Consider the following 14,704-nt stretch of genomic DNA (forward strand, 5'->3'; position numbering starts at 1 on the left):
TCCAAGACAAAATCGACGAATGTGCTGGCTGCCCCAATCGCAAGACGGGCATGGCGTGGTTGCAGTCCCTTGAAGTCGCGACCGCGGCCGTGGCCCTTGCCATATACGTTCCGCAATGGAGCGAGAGAATGCGCGATATTACCCAAGCTGGTCAGGATACCTCTGATTTCGTTCGCTCCTTTGGCGCTTTCGTCAATCCCATCCGGCATAATCTTGATCTCCTTGCGAAGGAACTTCAGCAACTCGGGGATTTCCGCCTTTTCAGGATATTCCACCTTCCGATCATCCAGGATCAGTTTGCAGCAGCTCTCGACGATTTCCTTGGCCAGGGCGATTGCCTCGCCAGGCTCACTGTCGCCGATGCGCTCGAGGCGTCGAAGGTCCTCGTAGAGCGTGTCTGAGTTCAGGGTGGCCGCCACGGACTTGATGCGCTGGACCGATCCACCCAGGGCGTGAACCTTGCGTTGCGGCACATAAGCCGGTCTGCCATCTATGATGGCGTCCTCGACGAGTTCCCATCCGTCAGCCCGCAGGTGACCATTGAATGCCCTGGCGAGCGCGTCCTGTTCCGAGTCTTCTTTTCGGACGATGGGATGGAGAACCTCGCAGATGAACTTCAGGAAGATGTCCGCTCGGCAGCATAGAGGCGGAAGCGCGGGTCGCTGTAGACCCAATCCTGTGGCCAGTCGAAGTTGTTGATGCAGTGCTGCCAGATGTCCTGCTCGGCGTTCTGGAAGCGGCTGTCATGAGCGGGCAGGGAGGTTAGATCAAAGATCCGGCTGAGAAAGGCGATCTCATCCAAGGCGCCGTGCCAAACCGTCTCCCTGGCGCGCATTTCGTCGAGGATGGCGGCGCGTGTCCGTTCGCGGATCTTCCCGTCGGACAGACGCCGTCCCGCCGGCGGCGCGCGCATCGGCGAGATCTCCGCGCTCACCCAGTATCCATTATCCTTGCCTGTGACGAGTTCGAGGTTCTTCGAAATGATCCCGGCGATCTCATCCCGGCTGTCCTCGATCGACACGAAAACGCTGACCGGGACGCGAAGAAAGACAGTCCAGAGTTCGGTGCCGCCATCCCAATTGTCGTAGCCGACCTCGTCGATCTCGATGTCTGCCTGGCTCATGGCGCGGAGAGCATCGTGTTCGCCCTTCTGGCGAAGGAGCTCCGCCACGGTGGGCAGGCTGCCTTCGTTCTCGCGTCTGATGCTCAGGTATCTCATAGGCTTCGGCTCAGAGTGTTGAAAAGAAGCAGGTTGGCAGTTCCCAACCCACCCTCCATCATTTCCCGTCTTTGTTTTAGGCCACGGCGAAGCCTCGAAGAGCGGCCAGCGCCGAACCAGGTAGTATGCGTTTCGGCGTTGCCTGCGCAAACCTTTGGGCAAATCGCGCAAACTTATGGGGATCGCGCACGATTACACGCGATCCTACAACCTGCTCAGAAGTCCAGATTTTCCACGCTTAGCGCGTTCTTCTGGATGAACTCTCTGCGCGGTTCGACCACGTCGCCCATCAGCTTGGTGAAGATGTCGTCGGCCTCGGCCACGTCGTCGATCTTGACCTGCAACAGCGTGCGCGCGTCCGGGTCCAGCGTGGTTTCCCAGAGCTGGTCGGGGTTCATTTCGCCCAGACCCTTGTAGCGTTGCAGCGTGTTTCCCTTCTCGCCCTCTTCAAGGATCGCGCGCAGCAGATCCAGCGGTCCGTGAATCACCTGATGGCGGTCCTTGCGGTGCAGGGTGGCGGCCGTGCCATAGACCTCTTGCAGGGACTCGGTGAAGCTGCCGGTGCGGCGCGCCTCGCCAGAGCGGAGCATCGGGCCATCGAGGGTGCGGACCTCTTCGACCCCGCGCAGGATACGGGCAAGCCGGATGCCGTGATCTTGCGTGATGCGGCCGCGCCAGCCCTTTTCGTATTCCACCGCGATCAGGTCGAGCCGTTGGGCCACCTGGTCGGCAACGCCTTGGAGGTCGGCGTCCACCGCGCCGGGCACGAAGGCGCCGGCGATGGCGGCCTGTTCGAGGATGTGGCGCGGGTAATGCGTCGGGAAGGCGTCGAGCACGCGCTTGAGCTGGCGGGCTTCTTCGACGATGCGCAGGAGGTCCTGGCCGGTGATCTCTTCGCCCGAGGCCAGCTTGAGAACCGCGCCCTCAATCCCTTGATTCATCAGATAATCATCCATCGCGGCCTGGTCTTTCAGGTAGACCTCGGACTTGCCGCGGCTGACTTTGTAGAGCGGCGGCTGCGCGATGTAGAGATAGCCGCCCTCGATCAGCTTGGGCATCTGGCGATAGAAGAAGGTCAGCAAGAGCGTGCGGATGTGCGCGCCGTCGACGTCGGCGTCGGTCATGATGACGATCTTGTGGTAGCGCAGCTTGTCGATGTTGAATTCATCGCGGCCGATGCCGGTGCCCAGCGCCATAACAAGGTTGCCGATTTCCTGGCTGCCGAGCATGCGGTCGAAACGGGCGCGTTCGACGTTGAGGATTTTGCCCTTGAGCGGCAGGATCGCCTGGGTGCCACGGTCGCGGCCGGTCTGGGCCGAGCCGCCGGCGCTGTCACCCTCGACGAGGAACAATTCGGTCTTGGCGGGGTCTTTTTCCGAGCAGTCCTTCAGTTTCCCGGCGAGGTAGTTCACGTCCATCGCGGTCTTGCGGCGGGTCAACTCGCGGGCCTTGCGGGCAGCCTCGCGCGCAAGCGCGGCCTCGATGATCTTGCCGACGATCTGCTTGGCTTCGTTCGGATTTTCCTCGAACCACTCGGACAGCTTCTCGCCGACCAGGTTCTCGACCGCCGGGCGGACCTCGGAGCTGACCAGCTTGTCCTTGGTCTGGGAACTGAACTTCGGGTCGGGCACCTTGACCGAGAGCACGCAGGTCAGGCCTTCGCGGGCGTCGTCGCCGGTGAAGTTGACCTTCTCCTTCTTGGCGATGCCGGTTTCCTGCGCGTATTTCTGGATCGTGCGGGTCAGCGCACCGCGGAAGCCCGCAAGGTGGGTGCCACCGTCGCGCTGGGGGATGTTGTTGGTAAAGGGCAGCACGGTTTCGTGATAGCTGTCGTTCCACCACATCGCCACTTCGACGCCGATGTCGTCCCGCTCGCCGTTAACATAGATCGGCTCGGGCATGACCGGGTGCTTGTGGCGGTCGACGTATTTGACGAATTCCTTGACGCCCCCCTCATAGAACAGCTCGATATGGAGCGGCTCAGCCGGGCGGTCGTCTTCCAGAATGATTTTCACGCCGGAGTTCAGAAAGGCCAGTTCGCGCAGGCGCTTCTCGAGAGTGTGGAAATCGTAATCGAGGTTCGAAAAGGTGTCGGTCGAGGCGAGGAAGCGCACCTCGGTGCCATGTTCGCCATGGGCGTCACCGACAACGCGCAGGTGTTCCGAGGTCTCGCCATGTTCGAACTTGGCGTAATGCTCTTTGCCATTGCGCCAGACGCGCAGTTCCAGCCAGACCGACAGCGCGTTGACGACCGAAACGCCGACCCCGTGAAGGCCGCCCGAGACCTTGTAGGAATTGCTGTCGAACTTACCGCCGGCATGCAACTGGGTCATGATGACCTCGGCGGCGGACACGCCTTCTTCCTCGTGGATGTCGACCGGGATTCCACGGCCGTTGTCACGTACGGAGACCGAGTTGTCGGCGTGTATTTTCACGTGCACATAGTCGGCATGACCGGCCAGCGCCTCGTCGATGCCGTTGTCCACGACCTCATACACCATGTGGTGCAGGCCCGAGCCGTCGTCGGTGTCGCCGATATACATACCGGGACGTTTGCGGACGGCTTCCAACCCTTTGAGAACCTTGATCGAATCCGCGCCGTATTCCGGTGCGGGCTGAGCTTGCTCGGACATGCGATGCCTTCTTTTTCAGTTGCCCGGAATATATGCGGTTTTGGGGGGTATGTCACGCCGATGCCACAATATTTTGTGTCATAGGCAAGGGTTTGTCAGGCTTCCGTTACGGCGGATTGCCCGTTGGTTTCGGTCACTTCGAAACGCTGGGCGCGCGGGCCCAGATCGGCGAAGAGTTCCGGGCCGGTGCCGGTCATCCAGGCCTGTGATCCCAGGGCGCAGATCTCATCATACAGCGCGGCGCGGCGGGTGGCGTCGAGATGGGCTGAAACCTCGTCGAGCAGCAGGATCGGCGGGCTGCCGGTGTCTTCAGAGAGCGCACGCGCATTGGCGAGGATCAGCGAGATCAGCAGCGCCTTCTGCTCACCGGTGGAGCAATCGCGCGCGGGGGTCCCCTTGGCGATATAGACCGCGTGCAGATCCGCACGGTGCGGGCCAACCATGGCGCGGCCGGTGGCCATGTCGCGGAAACGGCTTTCCGACAGAGCGGTGCGAAGGTCGTCTACGGTCGCGGGCATTTCGCCTTCGGTCGAGGTAAGATCGAGTTCGCTGACCGGAAAGGCGGTCATGGCGTCCTGCTGGGCGGTGGCGATCCGCGCGAGGGCCTTCAGGCGGTTGCCGTGCAAGGCGGCCCCGGCGCGGGCCATTTGTGCCTCGAGCGCGGTGTACCAGTGTGGATCGCGGACCTGATCTTTCAGCAGGCGATTGCGCTCGCGCATGGCCTTTTCGTAATCGAGCACGGTCTGGGCGTGATCCGGAAAGAAGCTGAGGGTCATGCGGTCGAGGAACCTGCGCCGCCCGTCCGCGCCTTCGATCCACAGGCGGTCCATCGCGGGGATCAGCCACAGGACGCGGGCGATGCGCGCGAGAGCGACCTGCGGGGCGGGTTTGCCGTCGATCCTGACCTGACGTGCGCCGCCGTTTTCCGAAGTGCTGTCGATCTCGTGCAGGCGTTCGGCCTGCACCTCGCCCGAGACCTTCCAACCCAGCGCCTCCGGCCGGCGCGTCATCTCGTCGGCGCTGGCACGGCGCAGGCCGCGCCCGGGCGAGAAAAGCGAAACCGCTTCGAGGATGTTGGTTTTGCCGGCGCCATTGGGGCCGTACAGCGCGACAGGACGGGCGTCCATCTGCATCACCACGCGCTTGTGCGAGCGGAAATGAGACAATTTCAGGGATGTCAGATGGGTGTGCAAACCGCTCCGGTCACACCCGCATCGGCATGACGACGTAGATCGCGCTGGTGTCGTTGCCTTCGCGCATCAATGTCGGATCGCCGGCCGAGTTGAACAGGAATACTGCGTTCTCGCGGTCGACCTGGCTGGCGATCTCCAGCAGGTATTTCGCGTTGAACCCAATTTCGAGCCGCTCATCGCCGTAGGCCACGGCCAGTTCTTCCTCGGCCGCTCCGCTGTCGGGCGCGTTCACCGACAGGATCAGCCGATCCTCGTCCAGCGCCATCTTCACGGCGCGAGACCGTTCGGACGATACCGTCGCCACCCGGTCCACGGCGCGGGCGAAATCGCTCGCGTCCACTTCCAGCTTGCGTGTGTTGCCCTGCGGGATGACCCGGGTGTAGTCGGGGAAGGTGCCGTCGATGACCTTGGACGTCAACGTGATCTCGGGAGTGGCGAACCGGACCTTGGTTTCCGACACCGAGACCGCGATTTCCATGTCGTCGTCATCGAGAAGCTTGCGCAATTCGCCAACCGTCTTGCGCGGCACGATCACGCCGGGCATGTCCGCCGCACCTTCGGGCAGGTCAGCGTCGATCCGGGCCAGCCGGTGGCCATCGGTGGCCACGCAGCGCAGCACCTTGCCGCCCTCGGAGTCCGAGACGTGCATGTAGACGCCGTTCAGATAGTACCGGGTCTCTTCGGTCGAGATGGCGAATTTCGACTTGTCGAACAGCCGCCGCAGCACCGAGGCCTTGGCCTTGAAGTTGGTGGCATATTCCGAGGTCGCCATGACCGGGAAATCCTCACGCGGGAGCGTCGCCAGCGAGAAGTTGGAGCGTCCCGCCTCGACCGTGAGCCGCCCCGAGGCGCCTTCTTCGGTCAGCGACACCAATGCGCCGTCCGGCAGTTTGCGGACGATTTCGTGCAGGGTGACGGCAGAGACCGTGGTGGCCCCGGCGCGTTCCACCTGGGCGTTGGTCTTGTCGACGACCTCGATATCCAGGTCGGTGGCGCGGAAGGACACGGTGTCGCCCTCGGCCTCGATCAAGACGTTGGCGAGGATCGGGATGGTGTTGCGGCGTTCGACCACCGATTGCGCCTGCGCCACCGCCTTGAGCAATGTGCCGCGTTCAATGCTGATCTTCATACCCTGTCCCTCCGAAACCCCGGGACCGGCACGTTAGCCGTATCCCCCTGTCGCTCCAAGCCCTTTTTCCGGGCGTTGCCGGAAGGTTTCCAATGCTTTGCGAGGGGCGTCAAGGGCAGGCGGGCAGGGAAGGCCCCCTGCCCGCGCTTTTGATGTTTTTGGCTTACGCTTCCAGCGTGCGGCGCAGCATTTCAAGGTCTTCGGCGATCTGGCCGTCCTGCACCTTGAGCTCTTCGATGCGGCGCACGCCATGCATCACCGTGGTATGGTCGCGCCCGCCGAAGCGACGGCCGATTTCCGGCAGCGAGCGGCTGGTGAGTTGCTTGCAGAGGTACATCGCCACCTGACGCGGGCGGGCAAAGACGCGCAACCGCTTTGGGCCGACCAGTTCGGACAGGCGAATGTTGTAATGCTCGGCCACCTGACGCTGGATCTCCTCGATGGTGATCTTGCGTTCCGAAGCGCGCAGCACGTCGGCAAGGCAGTCCTGCGTCAGCTCCATCGTGATCGGACGGCCGACCAGCGAAGCGAAGGCAAACAGCCGCGTCAGCGCGCCTTCCAGCACACGCACGTTGGTCGAGATGCGGTGGGCGAGGAATTCCAGCACCTTACCGTCAAGCTCGAGGTCGGGATATTGCAACCGGTGTGCCGCCAGCTTGGATTGCAGGATGCCGAGGCGCAATTCGTAGTCGGTGGGGTGCAGATCCACCACGAGGCCAGATTGCAGGCGCGACTGGATACGGTTCTCCATATCCTTGATTTCGCCCGGGGCACGGTCGGCGGAGATGATGATCTGCTTGTTCTGGTCGACCAGCGCGTTGAACGTATGGAAGAATTCCTCTTGCGTGGATTCCTTGCCGGCGATGAACTGCACGTCGTCGACCATGAGCACGTCGACCGAGCGGAAGATCTGTTTGAAATCCATCATCTTGCGGTCGCGCAGAGCCTGGACAAAGCGATACATGAACTGCTCGGCCGAGAGGTAAAGCACGTTGAGGTGCGGCTGGCGGGCCTTCAGTTCCCAGGCCATGGCGTGCATCAGGTGCGTCTTGCCAAGCCCGACGCCACCGTAAAGGAACAAAGGGTTGAAGGTGACTTCGCCGCCCTCACCGACGCGGCGCGCGGCGGCATGGGCCAGTTCGTTCGGCTTGCCGACGACGAAGCTGTCGAAGGTGAAGCGCTTGTCGAGCGGCGCGGACGGCAGCAGGTCCGCAGCCTCGGGCTTGGGCGCGCGGGCTTGCGGACGGGGCCGGGCACTGGCCGCAGGCGTGCTGACCTCCATGGCGGACGGCATCGTCGTCTTGTTGGCCGGCACGTCGAACTCGATGCGGCGCACTTCGGCGCCAGCGTTTGTCATCGTGTAAAGCAGCAGGTCGCCGAAGTTCCGCGACACGTAATTGCCGAGAAAGCTGGTCGGCACCAGAAAGCGCGCGACCCCATCCGCGACACCGTCAAATTCAAGTGGTTCGATCCAATTCGTGTAGTTGTTTGTCCCCACGGTTTCCCGCAGCTGCCCCTGTAATGCGCCCCATTGGTCTTTTGTCATGTTGTCCCTGCATCCGTTCCCAATTATGTCCGGGCGTCCCACAACACCCGTCGTCCCCGTTTTCGATGCCATATTGACCCCACCGGGCAGCCCGGCGGGAATGGCCTTTGCGGTCAGGATTACGATCCCCGGCAAAGGCAGCGCCGTGGGAATCGGTTCCAGAACCGAATTTCACTATGTTGGACACGGCAGCGAATAGAATACTCTAACTCGTTCAAAAAGAAGAGGTTTCCCCCTTCCCGCCGAACAAACCAGTCGTGGCAACGCGACTGTTTCCGCCTGTCCCCCCATGTGCGAGATGACTCGCAGGACCGAACCTAGCAACCTCGTCTGCGGAGCGGCAACCGAAACTAAATCTTGACTCGCACAAAGCCTGAAAAGAATCTTTCGGGCTGTGCAGACGCGCCACATACGCCTGGAGAAGCGCTATAGACGCAAAAAAGCGCCCGACGGACGGGCGCTTTCAATTCGTGCAGCGATGTGGCGCGTATCAGCCCAGCGCTTTGACGCGCGACGACAGGCGGGACATTTTCCGCGATGCGGTGTTCTTGTGCATGACACCCTTGGACACGCCGCGCATGATTTCCGGCTGGACCGCGCGAAGGGCCGCGGTGGCGGCGTCCTGATCGCCCGAGGCGATGGCCTCTTCGACCTTGCGGAGGTAGGTGCGGATGCGCGAACGGCGCGCCTTGTTCACGGCAAAGCGTTTTTCGTTCTGGCGGGCGCGTTTCTTGGACTGCGGCGAGTTGGCCATGTTCGTCTTCCCCTTCTTCGGGTCTGGTGCGTTTCAATTCTCAGCGCGATGCCAGACCGTCCCGGACCTTGGTCCACCGGGGTGATTCTAGCCTGAGCGGGCTGCACGCGCATGTATGGCGGCGGGCTATAAGCCAATTCGCCGCGCTTGCAAAGGGCTTATTGCAGCCCCGGTCTACTTGTCGCGGAACTGCGCCTCGCGCTTTTCCTGAAAGGCGGCCATGCCCTCGGTCTGGTCTTCGCTGGCAAACAGCGAATGGAACAGCCGCTTTTCGAACAGCAGGCCCTCGGCCAGCGACACTTCTTCGGCGCGGTTGACCGCTTCCTTGGCGGCGCTGGCGGCCAGCATCGACTTTTCGGCGATCTTCTGGGCGGCGCTCTGAGCCTCTTCCATCAGCTTCTTGGCGGGCACCACGCGGCTGACGAGACCGGAGCGTTCGGCCTCTTCGGCATCCATGAAACGGCCGGTCAGGTGCATGTCCATCGACTTGGACTTACCGACCAAACGGGTCAGGCGCTGGGTGCCGCCAAGGCCGGCGATGACGCCAAGGTTGATCTCGGGCTGGCCGAACTTGGCATTTTCAGCGGCAATGATGAAATCGCACATCATCGCCAATTCGCAACCGCCGCCCAGCGCATAGCCGGCGACGGCGGCGATGATCGGCTTGCGGGTGCCGGCGATCGCCATGTGTTCGGGCCAGAAGAAATCCTCGGTGAAGACCTCGACATAGGTCTTCTCGGACATCTCCTTGATGTCCGCACCCGCCGCAAAGGCCTTGTTCGACCCGGTCAGGATGATGCAGCGCACCTTGTCGTTCTGCTCCGCATCGCCCAGCGCCTGCACCAGCTCGCCGAGGAGCTTGGAGTTCAGCGCGTTCAGCGCATCGGGGCGGTTCAGGGTGATGGTGGCAACGTGGTCTTCTACTTCGACGATGATCGTCTCATAGGCCATGCTTGATGCTTTCCGTTGTTGCGGTCAGGTTCACCGTGCTTACCATTCCTGTTTGCCGGTTCAAGCTATCTTTGGCAGGCCGGGCAATAGAAACTCGAACGGCCGGACTGCACCACCCGGGCAATCACAGCGGTGCAGCCGGGGTTGCGGCAGGGCTGGCCCTCGCGCCCGTAGACATCGAAGCTGTGCTGGAAATATCCAAGCTCGCCATCGGCTTGCCGGAAATCGCGCAGCGATGAGCCGCCCGCGTCGATGGCTTCGGCCAACACGTCGCGGATCGCGGGAACGAGGCTGCGAACCCGCGCCTCCGCCACGTTACGAGCCTTGCGGCGGGGGGAGATGCCGGTGCGAAACAGCGCCTCGCAGACGTAAATATTGCCCAGCCCGGCGACGATCCTCTGATCCAGCAGCGCGGATTTGATCGGCGTGTTGCGGGTTTTCAGCGCCTCGACGAGATAGGATTCGCTGAAGGCGTTGCCCAGCGGTTCGGGCCCCAGCTTCGCCAGCAGGGGATGGGCCTCGGCGGTGTCGGTGGGCATCAGGTCCATCGCCCCGAAGCGGCGCGGATCGTTGAAGGTGATCCGGGCGCCGCTGGCCATGTCGATCACCACGTGGTCGTGCTTTTCCGCGGGCGGATGGTCGTGCACGAAGCGCCCCAGCGGATCGCCCGAGATCAGCATCCGGCCCGACATCCCCAGATGGATCAGCAGGGTCTCGCCGCTGTCCAGATCGGCGAGGATGTATTTCGACCGCCGCCGCAGCCGCGCGACCCTCTGGCCGGCCAACCGGTCGGCCATTCGGTCGGGGAAGGGCCAGCGCAGGTCGGGGCGGTTGACGGCGACGGTGGAGATGACCTCTCCCTCCATAACCGGGGCCATGCCGCGGCGAACCGTCTCGACTTCGGGTAATTCGGGCATTCCGGGCGGTCCTGTCCTTGGGGTCGCATTGTAACGGCCTGTCAGCGCCCTATAAGAATGCGTGAGGCAATGAAACGGCAAGGGCCCGGGCGACAAAGATGAGCGACAACGACGCAAAGACCACGCATTTCGGGTATCAGACCGTGCCGGAAACCGAAAAGGCCGGCCGGGTACAGGGCGTCTTTAACTCCGTCGCCTCGCGCTATGACGTGATGAACGACGTGATGTCGATGGGCATCCACCGGGTCTGGAAGGACGCGATGATGGACTGGCTGGCGCCGCGACCCGGCCAGCGGCTGCTGGATGTGGCGGGCGGCACCGGCGACGTATCGTTCCGGTTTCTCAAACGCGCGGGCCATGGCCATGCCACCGTGCTGGACCTGACCGAGCCGATGCTGATCGAGGGCCGCAAGCGCGCCGAGGCCGAAAGCCTTGCCGGCAGTCTCGATTGGGTGGTGGGCGACGCGATGGCCCTGCCCTTCGAGGACAACAGCTTCGACGTCTACACCATCAGCTTCGGCATCCGGAACGTCACCCGCCCCGAGGATGCGCTTTCGGAAGCCTACCGTGTGCTGAAACCCGGCGGCCGCCTGATGGTGCTGGAGTTTTCGCAGATCCCCAACCCGTCGCTGCAGTGGGCTTACGACCGTTATTCGTTCAACGTCATCCCGGCGATGGGGCAGATGATCGCCAACGACCGCGACAGCTATCAGTACCTTGTCGAATCGATCCGGCGCTTTCCGGATCAGGAGACCTTTCTGCAAATGATCCGCACCGCCGGTTTTGAACAGGCGAAGTATCGCAACCTGACGATGGGCGTCGCCTGCCTGCACTCCGGCTGGAAACTCTGATGCGCGGACCTCACAACATTTTCCGCCTGATCCGCACTGGTGCCACGCTGGAACGCACCGGCGCGATGAACGACGTGCTCGATGCCTTCGACGCGCCGGCACCGCTTCGGCTAGCCGCGCGGGCCTTGGGCTGGCCATTCAAGTGGCTGGGTTACAAGGGCGACCCCTCCTTGCCGCCTGTCACCCGCGCACTGACGGTGATGGGGCCGGCGTACATCAAGTTCGGTCAGGTTCTGTCGACCCGGCCGGACGTGGTGGGGTCGGATCTGGCGCTGCAATTGCGGCTGCTTCAGGATCAATTGCCGCCTTTCCCGGTGTCCGAGGCGCGGCTGTCGATCCAACGGGAGCTGGGCAGCGATGCGCTGTTCTCCGAGATCAGCGAACCTGTCGCCGCGGCCTCGATCGCCCAGGTTCACAAGGCCAAGGTGGCCGAGACCGGCGAGACCGTGGCAATCAAGGTGCTGCGGCCGGGCATCGAACGCGCTTTCCGCCGTGACATCGACGCCTTCTATTTCGCCGCGCGCTCGGTCGAGGTGCTGTCGCCGTCGTCGCGCCGGTTGCGGCCGATGGAGGTGATCCGGCATTTCGAAGGCGTGGTGATGGGCGAGCTGGACCTGCGACTGGAAAGTGCGTCGGCATCCGAATTCGCGGCCAACACCGGGGCCGACGAGGGCTTTCAGCTTCCCGAGGTGAAATGGGAGCTGTCCGGCCGCCGGGTCATGACACTGGGTTGGGCCGAGGGCGTACCGCTGGGCGACAATGACGCGCTCGACGCCGCCGGTCACGACCGCGAGCGGCTGGCCGAGAGGGTGCTGCAATTGTTCCTGAGCCATGCCCTGCGCGACGGTTTCTTTCACGCCGACATGCATCAGGGCAACATGAAGGTGGCGGCGAACGGCGACATCATCGCCTATGACTTCGGCATCATGGGCCATATCGACGAATACACCCGCCGCGTCTATGCCGAGATCCTCTTTGGGTTCATCCAGCGCGACTACCGCCGCGTGGCCGAGGTGCATTTCGAGGCGGGCTATGTGCCGGCCGACCGTGACGTCGATGAATTCGCGCGCGCGTTGCGGGCCGTGGGCGAGCCGATCTTCGGCATGGACGCGACGCGCATCTCGATGGCGAAGCTGCTGGCCTATCTGTTCGAGGTTACCGAACGGTTTGGCATGGAAACCCGCACCGAACTGATTCTCCTGCAACGTACTATGGTGGTGATCGAAGGGGTGGCGCGCTCGCTCAATCCGCGGACCAACATCTGGGAGGTCGCGCAGCCGATCGTGGAAAGCTACATTCGCGACAGTCTTGGACCGCGCGCTCTTGCCGGCGATCTGGCGCGGGCGGCGCGGGTGCTGTCGCGGTTTGGCCCGCGGCTGCCCGGGCTGGTCGAGGTTGCCCTGATCCGTCAATCGGAAGCGCCCCCTCCGCGGCCCCGGCCGCAGGCGCGTCATAACGCCTTCATGCTGGGCGTGGGCGCGGTGACGGGCGGTCTGCTGGTGGCCTTGGCGATCGGGTTTTCGTGACCCTTGTCGCGCCTCAAGCTACTGATCCACATAAAAAAACGGCGGCCCATCGGACCGCCGTTTTTTTTCGATTACCGCATTCCGATTAGTCGGAGCTGCCGGTCGTCGTGGTCGTGGACGAAGACGAGCTGTCGTCCTTGTTGGAAAGCGCCACGATGGTACCGACTGTTGCGATACCGCCCAGCACGTAGAGCGGAGTCAAATCCGACGGAGTGGCAACCACCACGAACGGGTCATCATCTTCATAATCGGTTTTCGACAGGTCCGCAGCGGTAGCTGCCGATGCCAGCGCGACCGCTGCTGCAGCGGCGGCGGCAAAGGTAAATTTTGTCATCATGTTCTCCAGACATCTTGGGTGAACACACACCCCACACGAGGCGAACCTACATCTACAGTTCGCGAGTTTCAAACCGTAAGCTACGGAATTTCATCAGTTTGAGCGACATGCAGCCCACCGCGGCAAAAGTGCAACAAAATAAGGCTGTGGTGAAGGTGCCGTGGCGGCATCACATGGTCGAAGCGCCAAGGTTTTGAACGTTAAGCAGGAATTTGCAGCACTCGCCGAGGTAGAATCAGGAGCGGATGCCTGTCACTGCCTCGGGAGTCACTGCATATCCCGTGCCGAACACAAGGTATACCTGCCCACCGTCAACGCGGGCCTCGGTGACCTCGTTGTAAGTTGCCACAGCCGTGCGGCCCAGTGATTCGCCGGCGGCGAAGTTTTCGACCGAGAAGCTGTACTGTCCGTGCGGGAACGGCGCGCCGCTGTCATCCAGCCCGGGCCACTGGAAATTGCTGCGGGTGGGGTCGATCGGGAAGGCCTGCACTAGGGTGCCGTCATCGGCATAAACCTCGAGCGTGGAGGATTCCGTGCCGATCACCGGCGTCACCGACACCGACACCGGCGCGCCGTCGAAACTGGCAGGCGCAGGGCTGCGCACTTCGCGTCCGACCCAGCCGGCAAGGTCGTTCAGACCGCTGGCGCCGAGCAGGCCAACCATGCTGCTGAGCAAATCGTTGGTGACCACCTGCTGCTCAACCGAGGAAAAGGTCGCAAGCTGCGCGGCATAGTCTGAAGAATCGATGGGATTGAGCGGATCCTGATTCATCATCTGCGCGGTCAGCATCTTGAGGAACGTATCGAAATCCGAGTTCAGTACGGTTTCGCCCGCGTCGGTGCCTGCCGATGCTGTGGCGCCGCTGAACAGCGGCGGCGTGTTTGTCGAGGGTGCGGTGATCATCTGGGGGCCTCCTACAGGCGGATATCGAGGCGGCCAGTGGCCAGCGGCTCGGGCCGCGGTGCCGGCTGGTCCGGGCTGGGGTTTTCGGTCATGGCATCCTGCCGGTCATCACCGGTGCCGGACGACGTGTCATCCCGACGACCGGAGGTTCCGAAATCGAAGGCGATGTCGCTGTATCCGAGGTCACGAAAGGCGCGTTCGACAATGTCGATGTGACGGCGCATGAGATCATGTGTTTCCGGGCGTTCGCTGAGGATCTGCAGGACGATCTGCCCGTCCGATCCGCTGAACCGCATCCGCACCTGACCCAATTCTTCGGGGCGCAAGGTCAGTTCGGTGACCTCGCCGGACGCAACCCGGGTGACCGACGACAGTTGCTGCGCGATGTCACGCGCCAGCGTCGCCTGATGAGCCGCCGAAGGAGGCAGGGCAAAGGGGGCTAATGTGGTCTCTCGCACGGCGGAGGAAGGAAGCTCCGCAGGCAACACTGGCGCCTGACCTTCCGGAATGGGTGGCACCGGGGATGCAACGCGGGCGGCGGATTCGACAAGCGTCTGCACCGGGGTCGGGTCCGGTTTCGGCGAGGGCGCGTGGAGCCTGAGCTCATGGTCGGGAGCCTGCGGGGCATGTGGCGCCTCGCGCCAGCCGCGACTGTCCGTCCTCGGCTCCGCGATCCGGAATCGTGGCTCTACCTCAGCGGGTGTCAGACCCACTTGTTGCGCGGGCGGCACAGGCATGGCGGAC

At 62.9% G+C, this 14,704-nt stretch carries 13 protein-coding genes and 1 pseudogene; 2 read left to right on the top strand and 12 right to left on the bottom strand.

Going from position 1 to position 14,704, the window contains the following annotated elements; genetic code table 11:
• The 9 genes and pseudogenes from AC04PT_RS04890 to mutM all read right to left on the bottom strand — a co-directional run.
• Positions 1-209, bottom strand: a 209-nt coding sequence (locus AC04PT_RS04890; protein ID WP_482873069.1) for an abortive infection family protein, incomplete at its 3' end; no start/stop codon positions are given.
• A gap of 228 nt (positions 210-437) precedes the next feature.
• A pseudogene (locus AC04PT_RS04895) lies at positions 438-1,219 on the bottom strand (AbiJ-related protein); the annotation flags it as partial.
• A gap of 215 nt (positions 1,220-1,434) precedes the next feature.
• Entirely contained in the window at positions 1,435-3,852 is a 2,418-nt protein-coding gene (gene gyrB / locus AC04PT_RS04900) for a DNA topoisomerase (ATP-hydrolyzing) subunit B (protein WP_482872449.1), read from the bottom strand.
• Between the two features lie 95 nt (positions 3,853-3,947).
• Positions 3,948-5,045, bottom strand: coding sequence for a DNA replication/repair protein RecF (gene recF / locus AC04PT_RS04905; protein WP_482872450.1), 1,098 nt, complete (start codon positions 5,043-5,045; stop codon positions 3,948-3,950).
• 10 nt (positions 5,046-5,055) lie between these two features.
• A complete protein-coding gene (gene dnaN, locus AC04PT_RS04910) occupies positions 5,056-6,174 on the bottom strand; it encodes a DNA polymerase III subunit beta (protein WP_482872451.1) in 1,119 nt (372 codons plus the stop codon).
• A 163-nt stretch (positions 6,175-6,337) separates the two neighbouring features.
• Complete coding sequence (gene dnaA / locus AC04PT_RS04915) at positions 6,338-7,720, bottom strand: chromosomal replication initiator protein DnaA (protein WP_482872452.1); 1,383 nt, start codon at positions 7,718-7,720, stop codon at positions 6,338-6,340.
• Between the two features lie 490 nt (positions 7,721-8,210).
• Complete coding sequence (gene rpsT, locus AC04PT_RS04920) at positions 8,211-8,474, bottom strand: 30S ribosomal protein S20 (protein ID WP_482872453.1); 264 nt, start codon at positions 8,472-8,474, stop codon at positions 8,211-8,213.
• Positions 8,475-8,648: 174 nt separating this feature from the next.
• A complete protein-coding gene (locus AC04PT_RS04925; RefSeq protein ID WP_482872454.1) occupies positions 8,649-9,425 on the bottom strand; it encodes an enoyl-CoA hydratase in 777 nt (258 codons plus the stop codon).
• Between the two features lie 65 nt (positions 9,426-9,490).
• Positions 9,491-10,342: a bifunctional DNA-formamidopyrimidine glycosylase/DNA-(apurinic or apyrimidinic site) lyase gene (gene mutM / locus AC04PT_RS04930; protein ID WP_482872455.1), complete on the bottom strand. Its 852-nt coding sequence runs from the start codon at positions 10,340-10,342 to the stop codon at positions 9,491-9,493.
• Between the two features lie 98 nt (positions 10,343-10,440).
• Between mutM and ubiE the strand changes: the two genes are divergently transcribed.
• Complete coding sequence (gene ubiE, locus AC04PT_RS04935) at positions 10,441-11,193, top strand: bifunctional demethylmenaquinone methyltransferase/2-methoxy-6-polyprenyl-1,4-benzoquinol methylase UbiE (RefSeq protein ID WP_482872456.1); 753 nt, start codon at positions 10,441-10,443, stop codon at positions 11,191-11,193.
• Positions 11,193-12,719, top strand: a complete 1,527-nt coding sequence (ubiB, locus tag AC04PT_RS04940; RefSeq protein WP_482872457.1) for a 2-polyprenylphenol 6-hydroxylase — start codon at positions 11,193-11,195, stop codon at positions 12,717-12,719. The genes ubiE and ubiB overlap by 1 nt, the downstream gene beginning before the upstream one ends.
• An 85-nt stretch (positions 12,720-12,804) precedes the next feature.
• Here ubiB and AC04PT_RS04945 read toward each other — a convergent pair whose 3' ends face one another.
• The 3 genes from AC04PT_RS04945 to AC04PT_RS04955 form a co-directional block, all read right to left on the bottom strand.
• Positions 12,805-13,053, bottom strand: coding sequence for a hypothetical protein (locus tag AC04PT_RS04945; RefSeq protein WP_482872458.1), 249 nt, complete (start codon positions 13,051-13,053; stop codon positions 12,805-12,807).
• Between the two features lie 238 nt (positions 13,054-13,291).
• Complete coding sequence (locus AC04PT_RS04950) at positions 13,292-13,960, bottom strand: flagellar hook capping FlgD N-terminal domain-containing protein (protein WP_482872459.1); 669 nt, start codon at positions 13,958-13,960, stop codon at positions 13,292-13,294.
• Positions 13,961-13,971: 11 nt separating this feature from the next.
• Positions 13,972-14,418, bottom strand: a complete 447-nt coding sequence (locus AC04PT_RS04955; protein WP_482872460.1) for a flagellar hook-length control protein FliK — start codon at positions 14,416-14,418, stop codon at positions 13,972-13,974.
• Positions 14,419-14,704 lie beyond the last annotated feature (286 nt).

This window comes from Litorisediminivivens sp. KMU-197, assembly GCF_056858395.1.

Coding starts and splice junctions, on each gene's coding strand:
- rpsT (WP_482872453.1), bottom strand. CDS start 8,474: ATGGCCAACTCGCCGCAGTCCAAGAAACGCGCCCGCCAGAACGAAAAA.
- AC04PT_RS04925 (WP_482872454.1), bottom strand. CDS start 9,425: ATGGCCTATGAGACGATCATCGTCGAAGTAGAAGACCACGTTGCCACC.
- mutM (WP_482872455.1), bottom strand. CDS start 10,342: ATGCCCGAATTACCCGAAGTCGAGACGGTTCGCCGCGGCATGGCCCCG.
- gyrB (WP_482872449.1), bottom strand. CDS start 3,852: ATGTCCGAGCAAGCTCAGCCCGCACCGGAATACGGCGCGGATTCGATC.
- AC04PT_RS04945 (WP_482872458.1), bottom strand. CDS start 13,053: ATGACAAAATTTACCTTTGCCGCCGCCGCTGCAGCAGCGGTCGCGCTG.
- ubiE (WP_482872456.1), top strand. CDS start 10,441: ATGAGCGACAACGACGCAAAGACCACGCATTTCGGGTATCAGACCGTG.
- dnaN (WP_482872451.1), bottom strand. CDS start 6,174: ATGAAGATCAGCATTGAACGCGGCACATTGCTCAAGGCGGTGGCGCAG.
- ubiB (WP_482872457.1), top strand. CDS start 11,193: ATGCGCGGACCTCACAACATTTTCCGCCTGATCCGCACTGGTGCCACG.
- dnaA (WP_482872452.1), bottom strand. CDS start 7,720: ATGACAAAAGACCAATGGGGCGCATTACAGGGGCAGCTGCGGGAAACC.
- AC04PT_RS04950 (WP_482872459.1), bottom strand. CDS start 13,960: ATGATCACCGCACCCTCGACAAACACGCCGCCGCTGTTCAGCGGCGCC.